This is a genomic window from Halodesulfovibrio sp. MK-HDV, from assembly GCF_009914765.1.
In the GTDB taxonomy this organism is placed as follows: Bacteria; Desulfobacterota; Desulfovibrionia; order Desulfovibrionales; family Desulfovibrionaceae; genus Halodesulfovibrio.
The window spans coordinates 126,428-133,547 of record NZ_WYDS01000015.1 but is presented as its reverse complement, the minus strand read 5'-3'; the positions used below and the strand labels follow the sequence as shown (position 1 = coordinate 133,547).

The following is a 7,120-nucleotide window of genomic DNA, read 5'->3' as shown; positions in this document are numbered from 1 at the left end:
TAAAATGCTTTCCATTCTAACCTTTTATTATTACTAGCAGAATATAAATACAGCTTGGTAGCATTCTTGAAGACTTAAATAGAATGAGTCACCGTCAACGTGACGAATAGTGGGTCTTCCTGACCTGTTCAAAATACTCATCGCAGTCGAGAGGACGTTCCTCTCGCGGGGATGCAAGGGGCTGGCCCCTTGCCCGCCGGAGGCACCCCCACACACTCTCTCTCAAACAAAAACAAAACCTCAGGCGCACCTATGACATTACTTATCACATTCGCCCTACTATTCATGATTACATGCTTCGTGGTGGCTGTTGTTACGTACATACTGTTTTGGTACGAGCACCAATCCCGCATAGAAAGTTTGTTCTCTTCGCGTGACGCTGCACTGCACGCCGCGCGCCGTGGAGTTTTTTCAGCTTTTTGCGCAGAAATTTTCAGCTTCAGCATTTATCTTGGCGGGACTTTTTTGCAGTATTGGCGCAAGCGAGTTCCGAAACTACCTGCGGAACCAGATTCACCGATCATTATGGTTCATGGGCTTTTTCATAACAGCTCCGCCTGGGTTCTTTTCAGACATTGGTTCGGAAAGGTGGGACTTGGGAACTGCGCAACCTTTTACTACTCAAGCCGTAAACCGTTTGATGTGGTGAGCGCTGAGTTGGACAAGTACTTGGAAGCGGTGCTGAAGCAAGCGCCGGACTCAAAACCAGTACTTATCGGCCATAGCCTTGGCGGGTTGCTGCTGCGCAATTGGCTTACAACCTCTGAACACGCAGACAAGGTTGCTGGAGTGATTACGCTAGGTACACCAATGCTTGGTAGTAAGCTGGCTACATTTTCCGCAACATATCTTGGTCAGCAGCTGGACTTTAAAGGCAAGCTGATTTCAGAGATTGAAGAACGTGAGGCAACACAAGAAATGCCGATTGTGCCGTGCTATGCATTTTATTCCCCTGTAGACAACATGGTTTTGCCGCAGGAAAGTGTTTCAACTCCTCCAAGGGGCTGGAATGTGGTTAAAACAATGCCAGTAAGTCACCTTGCCATGCTGAGCAGTAAAACGATTGCGAAAGAGGTTGCGATGACAACAAAAGAACTTTTTTCAAAATAAATTTTATTTATTCTACGTAGAGTTCCTAATCCCTTTTCGTTATTCTTTTTATATTTAATTGCGCTCTAATTTTATATTTTAAACATTGCTGAATCTTAGAAAACCCTCGTCTCACGAGGGTTTTTTCTTGCTCATCCTTTAGCTACGTTATACTGAGAAATTCCATAATCTTGTGAGTCATTATTTTGACTTTTCACCACCTCCCCGCTTCCTCTATTCATTCTCCTCCTAGAGCACCAAGATCATGAACTATTCGGCACACTCTTTGCTAAACCACTACATACGCCACTATTATCATTTTGATCGGCAAATCTTGCCGCAATTTTTTTTGGGAGGATACCGTGAACGGCCAAACTAAGAAGCTCATGTGGGGACTGGGCATCAGTGATGAAGATGCAAATGTCATCCAGCACGCCGCTGGTGGTCGCTTTGCACTTAGCTGCTTTCCCATCGGTGTCACTCCTACAGTGGACCAGTTGGAAACAGACGAGCCGTGTCTACTTTGGATATCCAAGCAGGGGTGGGATACTCTTAAGACACTGCCATCAAGTGACACAGCACATATAGATGTTACTTCACGCATTCTGATTATGGGTGGGGACTACGATCTTGCAGAGCTTGAATCTCTGCTGGAGTGTGGTTTTACCGAAATCATCAAGCCGCCTATTACAAAAGAGCGTGCCCGCGACGTTTTGCTTTCCGCGGTTGAAACGCAGAATCTGTATCAAGACATAATGCACATGACACGCGAGATTTGTCTTGAGCGTGAAATGCTTGAACGCAAAAACGACATGCTCAGCTTTATTGTGTCGTTTTTGGAAAAAGTAACACAGCATCTTGATCCAGCAGAAATTTTACGTGCAGCACAGACAGAGCTTAAAACCTTGCTTCCAGTATCAGCTATAAATGCTATTTGCTGGTCTCCGCAGGTCTCTGAAAATGTACACGCCACTATTTATGTTGCAGGCAGCGAGAAAAACGACGTTGCACGCGCATGGACAGAAATGCTGAAAACGCACGCACAGCGTTTACTCGGCGATGGTGTAGTCAGCATAGACATGAACTACATGGGCACTGTTAAAACAGAAATCCTGCCCTCTTCTGACACACTCCTTGCTATCGATCTTGAACACGGCGGCGCAAACTTTGGCGTGGTACTGGTTCAGTGCCATGAACACCCGCAGCTTGGAAAAGATCAGATACAAATTTTACGTTCCGCAATCTCGCATCTCACACTGGGGCTTAATAATGCCATGCTTTATACAGCCGCCCAGCACAATGCAGATATTGACGGACTAACACGGCTCTACAACAGACGTCATTTTGATGCCCGTATTGTAGAAGAAAACACCAGACACAGACGCTACGGTCACTCCTTATGTCTGATGATCGCCGATATCGACAACTTCAAGAATATTAATGATACATACGGACACCTTGCCGGTGATGACGTATTAAAAGATTTGAGCAGAATTCTCGAAAGTTCGCTCCGCACATCCGATTACATTGCACGTTTCGGCGGTGAAGAATTCGCGGTATTACTGCCGTGTACTTCTGCCAGCCACGCAACAATGCTGGCAGAGCGAATCCGCATCCAGATTGAAGAGCACAGCTTCGTAACTGACAAGGGTATACTTAACGTGACCGCTAGCATTGGCGTAGCATGTATTGATCATACCCATGAAGAGTCGCCAGTGGAAATTATCCGCCGTGCTGACGCAGCGCTCTATCAAGCCAAAGACAGTGGCAAAAATCAGATGAGTATTCTGTATCCTGACAAAAGCCTGCTGGTTGCCGGAGGCTATGCAACTTGACCTCATGACGATTAGAGCCTATTTACGAGGCCGACAAATCGGGCTGTTTTCCCGGTTTTAATCGCTTCAAGGAGTATTCGTCATGAACGAACTATTATGGATTAGCTTCGCAATTACAGATCTCTGTATTGCACTGATGCTCTATAGGTTCTTTGGCAAGGTCGGCCTGTTTGCCGTTATTGTCTTCAACCTTCTTCTTTGTAACCTTCAGGTTCTTAAAACAGTAGAGCTGTTTGGGCTTACAACAACACTTGGTAATATTTTGTACGCCGGTGTTTTCTTAGCAACCGACATGCTTAGCGAATTCTACGGAAAACGCGAGGCACAAAAAGGCGTTATGCTCGGGTTTATTACACTCGTCCTTATGACAGTGTACATGCAAATTGCTTTACATTTTGCACCTGCTGCAGACGATTTTGTACAGCCGCATCTGGAAGCTATTTTTGGTTTCCTTCCACGCATCGCAGTTGCTTCTATGCTCGCGTATCTTGCATCACAAACGCATGATGTTTGGGCATTCCATTTCTGGAAAGAAAAAACAAACGGCAAAATGCTGTGGCTGCGTAACAACGCATCAACGCTTGTTTCGCAACTTATCGACTCCACAATCTTCTGTCTTATCGCCTTCTATGGTGTATTCCCGACAGCAGTTCTCGTGGAAATCCTCATCACCACAGTTATATTTAAAGCTATCGTTTCTGTACTGGATACACCGTTTATCTATCTTGCTAGACGTGTCCACGCCGTGCTCCCAGAGCATGCGCACTAAGTAACGGCTAATGGTCAACAGAAAACTCCCCAGATCGTATGATTTGGGGAGTTTTTTTATGCTGGATGAACTCATCAGCTGAAAGCCTACGGCATGTTATCAGAGGGAAAAACTCTGCCCTTTTCACGAAACGCTCCCCTTATCCACACGTTACAGATTAGGTATAACCTAGTCCTTCTACATTCTAATTTTCAGGTGCCATGCACAGTAGAAAGCCACATAACTATTCATGCACTGGCCAGCTGGAATTAGTTTTACATTATTTCAATTATAATTTAATAATATCAGTTAATTAGAATGAGAGATATATGTAGCGGCGTGAGTTTATATATGCACTAACAAAAGAACAGTTAGTGGCATTCAAACATGTTGGTAAACCTCAAGGGGGGGGACGTATGAAAAAATACATTACAGCGACGAAGGGGAAATTAGGGATAAGAGGGGGAATATGTTTCGCTATGGCACTTATACTCTGCTGTCCGTTTAGCGCAAAAGCCGCGCCGTATCATCCTCAAAATATAATAGATCCAACAGCACAGACGTCATCCGGAGGTGAATTTACATCCCCGTATAGAGATTCATGGGACTCAAAAAACTATTACTGGGGAATCTACTTTCAGAAAGAAGATGACCCCGAGATTCCCGAATCATACACGGTTGATTCATCTATTAAGTATGAGGAACTGTCACTAGATGAGAATAATATCTACCTATATGGCATCCAAAATGAGTTTTCAGGCATGCTCCTCAATGTCAGTAAGCACATACAGATCACGGCTTCAGGACTTAATAAGCCCACCACTAGCGGATTTATAAACCTTGTAGGAATCGAATCCGTTGGTAGCATTACCACATCTTCTGACGCATCAATGACCATCATTGGAAAAGGTGGAGGGGCGCTAAATACAGAGGCGCTTGAGAAAACAACCACCGTGCCGGATGTTCGTGCAAGCGTGGTAGGCATACAGACAACAGGAGATGGTGCACTACTCACGGTACACGGTGATGTTACCGTTGAAGCACACGGCGGACGCACGCAGGCCGAGGCAATGGGCTCCACGATTGCACAGGCCACAGGGATTCTGCACAAAGGAAATTCTGGCGAAATTGAGAACACTGGATCACTCAATATTATCGCTCGTGGCGGAACTAACACAAAGAGTAATGCGGATGTTACTGCATACGGCATTAAGTCTAATGCGTCTGGAGTACGTATTACCAACAGAGGAAATATAACTGTAGAAGGACAAGGCGGCACTACTACCTCTACTAAAACATATGCTCGTGCCGGAAGCACTGCGTATGGTATTAGTGGAGCAGGTGAAGTCGTCAACTATGGTGGCATTTCTGTGTATGCAAAAGCAGGCACCGGAATAGACTCCGGAATTAATGCCACTGGGGTGTCTGGGGAAAACGTTACAAACCACGGAAAAGTCACTGTTGAAAGTCTTGGCGGAACAAGCACGGGATCGAAGCAAAACAATGTTACTTACGGGGTATACAGTAAAAAAAGCCTTACCAACGAAGGTGATGTAACAGTCACTGCCACTGGCGGCACGTATGTAGCATCTGGCAAAACCCTGCCTGCCACCGTATTCGCCTCCGGCCTTCGCTCTGGAACTGACAATTTTCACAACACTGGAAATATTTCTGTCGTAGTTAACGGCGCTAGCTGCAACACTATAAGCAGCCCCCCTAGCAACTACACAATGGGGTATGGTCTTGAGACAAGTGCAGCTACCATAACCAACACTGGAACTATTGATGTGCGTGTGACTGGTGGTGCTATTAACACTGATAGCGGAGGTAGTCCGCTTACCGCCCGCGCCTATGGGATGTATATCAAAAAGGATGCAACTCTATACTCATCAGGGTTAATTAATGTTTTCTCCCAAATGAACCCATCCATTACAGCATCTATTGCTCCTGAAGACCAAGCCCACGCCGCATATCAGATTGTGACAGGTGCAAATCTACGTATTACCGGATATGCCATGGAAATCGGAAATACGCAGGATGAATTTAACCGTATGTATCAAGGAACAGTATACTCAACTCCCGGCAATACTGTAACCTTTGATAATACAGAACTTGTTGTGCATATGGCAGATGATTACAAAGACGGCCTATATGACATCCCACGACTGTGGAAACAAGAAACAGCAGAACAGAAAGCGGCAACCCCTAACCAGTTTGCATCATTAGCATCTATTAATGTTCCTCCGGGTGTTGACGTGGAATTATTCTCTGGAACACTGTCAACACCACAACGAATTGGTTTGAACTACGTCCCTAAAGTTTCAACACCACTAAAACAGGCTTTGATAAGCATGAAACTGGAAGATAATATTCATGCAATTATACATGAAAATCTTACCTCACAAATGCTCTTCAACGTTCTTTCAGACACAAGCCAACAACCAAACGACACTCTTGATAGTCATGGCGTTTCAAGCGCCTCCACTACCATGGTCGCATCTCTTTCAAGCCCGAATATTCTCCCTGTATTAACTGCCAAGCAACCGACTCGGCATTCCGTATTCATGCGCCCTGTCTATGTCAATTCCAGCGACTCAGCGAGCTCCGGTTACAACAGCAATACCTATGGCTTTGTATTTGGATACAACTACAACGTAAACGAAGAGCTTAATGACACTTACTTAGGCTTCCATGCAGGATATACACGAGGTGATATTCGATACACGGGAGAAGATTACGGAGACAGAAAAGAATTTGTCGACACGTTTTATGGTGGTCTTCATGGCATTACACGTCTTAAGAATAACTTCCTACTTTCAGGCGAGGCTTCCTTCTTCTACGTTGATAGTGACATGACGGATGATAATCCAACTAACCGTGAAACTGCACGCTACGACTCCGTAAGCATCCGCGCTGAAGCTGACCTTGGTTATCTTTGGATGATAGGCGGACATACCATTATTCCTGAAATAGGATTGGAATACGTATGGCAGCACCGCGATCCGTTCACGACAAACAACATGGATTCAGCAGACACTACCTACGGCACCATGGATAACAATGAACTCTATGGTACTGCGCGCCTGAAGTGGACAAAAACGTTTGTTGCAGATGGAAATTGCAGAATTATCCCGCTCATAGGTGTAGGTATCACCCAAATCCTCACAGATGGGGAAATTTCCAACTCTATGCAACTTGGCAATGAAACCCAACTTGTTATCGATCAGGATGAAAATACAACATTCACCCCGGAAGCAAACATCACAATAACCAAAGACAACTACTACGCCATCGCAGGCTACAACGGCGGCTTTGGTGGAACAACTAAAAGCAACATGTTCTGGCTCCAACTTGGTGTAAATTTTTAATCCCTAATAGTTCACACTCATTAAATCCGTTGTCGTAATGCAAAAAAAAACGATTTGATAGCTGTGGGTAACCTTGATCA

Annotated in this window: 4 protein-coding genes; all 4 read left to right on the top strand. The window is 45.0% G+C overall.

The window, feature by feature from the left end; all coding sequences use genetic code 11:
* Window positions 1–252 precede the first annotated feature (252 nt).
* The 4 genes from MKHDV_RS12710 (at window position 253) to MKHDV_RS12695 (ending at window position 7,040) form a co-directional block, all read left to right on the top strand.
* On the top strand, window positions 253–1,110 hold the full coding sequence (locus MKHDV_RS12710; protein ID WP_160715857.1) for an alpha/beta fold hydrolase: 858 nt from the start codon (window positions 253–255) through the stop codon (window positions 1,108–1,110).
* Between the two features lie 341 nt (window positions 1,111–1,451).
* Complete coding sequence (locus tag MKHDV_RS12705; protein ID WP_160715856.1) at window positions 1,452–2,924, top strand: GGDEF domain-containing protein; 1,473 nt, start codon at window positions 1,452–1,454, stop codon at window positions 2,922–2,924.
* An 82-nt stretch (window positions 2,925–3,006) separates the two neighbouring features.
* Window positions 3,007–3,693, top strand: coding sequence for a queuosine precursor transporter (locus MKHDV_RS12700; RefSeq protein ID WP_160715854.1), 687 nt, complete (start codon window positions 3,007–3,009; stop codon window positions 3,691–3,693).
* A gap of 395 nt (window positions 3,694–4,088) precedes the next feature.
* Window positions 4,089–7,040, top strand: coding sequence for an autotransporter outer membrane beta-barrel domain-containing protein (locus MKHDV_RS12695; RefSeq protein ID WP_160715852.1), 2,952 nt, complete (start codon window positions 4,089–4,091; stop codon window positions 7,038–7,040).
* The last annotated feature ends 80 nt before the right edge of the window (window positions 7,041–7,120 follow it).

What these genes read in the sequence shown, in the direction of transcription:
- MKHDV_RS12710 (WP_160715857.1), top strand. Translation starts at nt 253, where the DNA reads ATGACATTACTTATCACATTCGCCCTACTATTCATGATTACATGCTTC.
- MKHDV_RS12695 (WP_160715852.1), top strand. Translation starts at nt 4,089, where the DNA reads ATGAAAAAATACATTACAGCGACGAAGGGGAAATTAGGGATAAGAGGG.
- MKHDV_RS12700 (WP_160715854.1), top strand. Translation starts at nt 3,007, where the DNA reads ATGAACGAACTATTATGGATTAGCTTCGCAATTACAGATCTCTGTATT.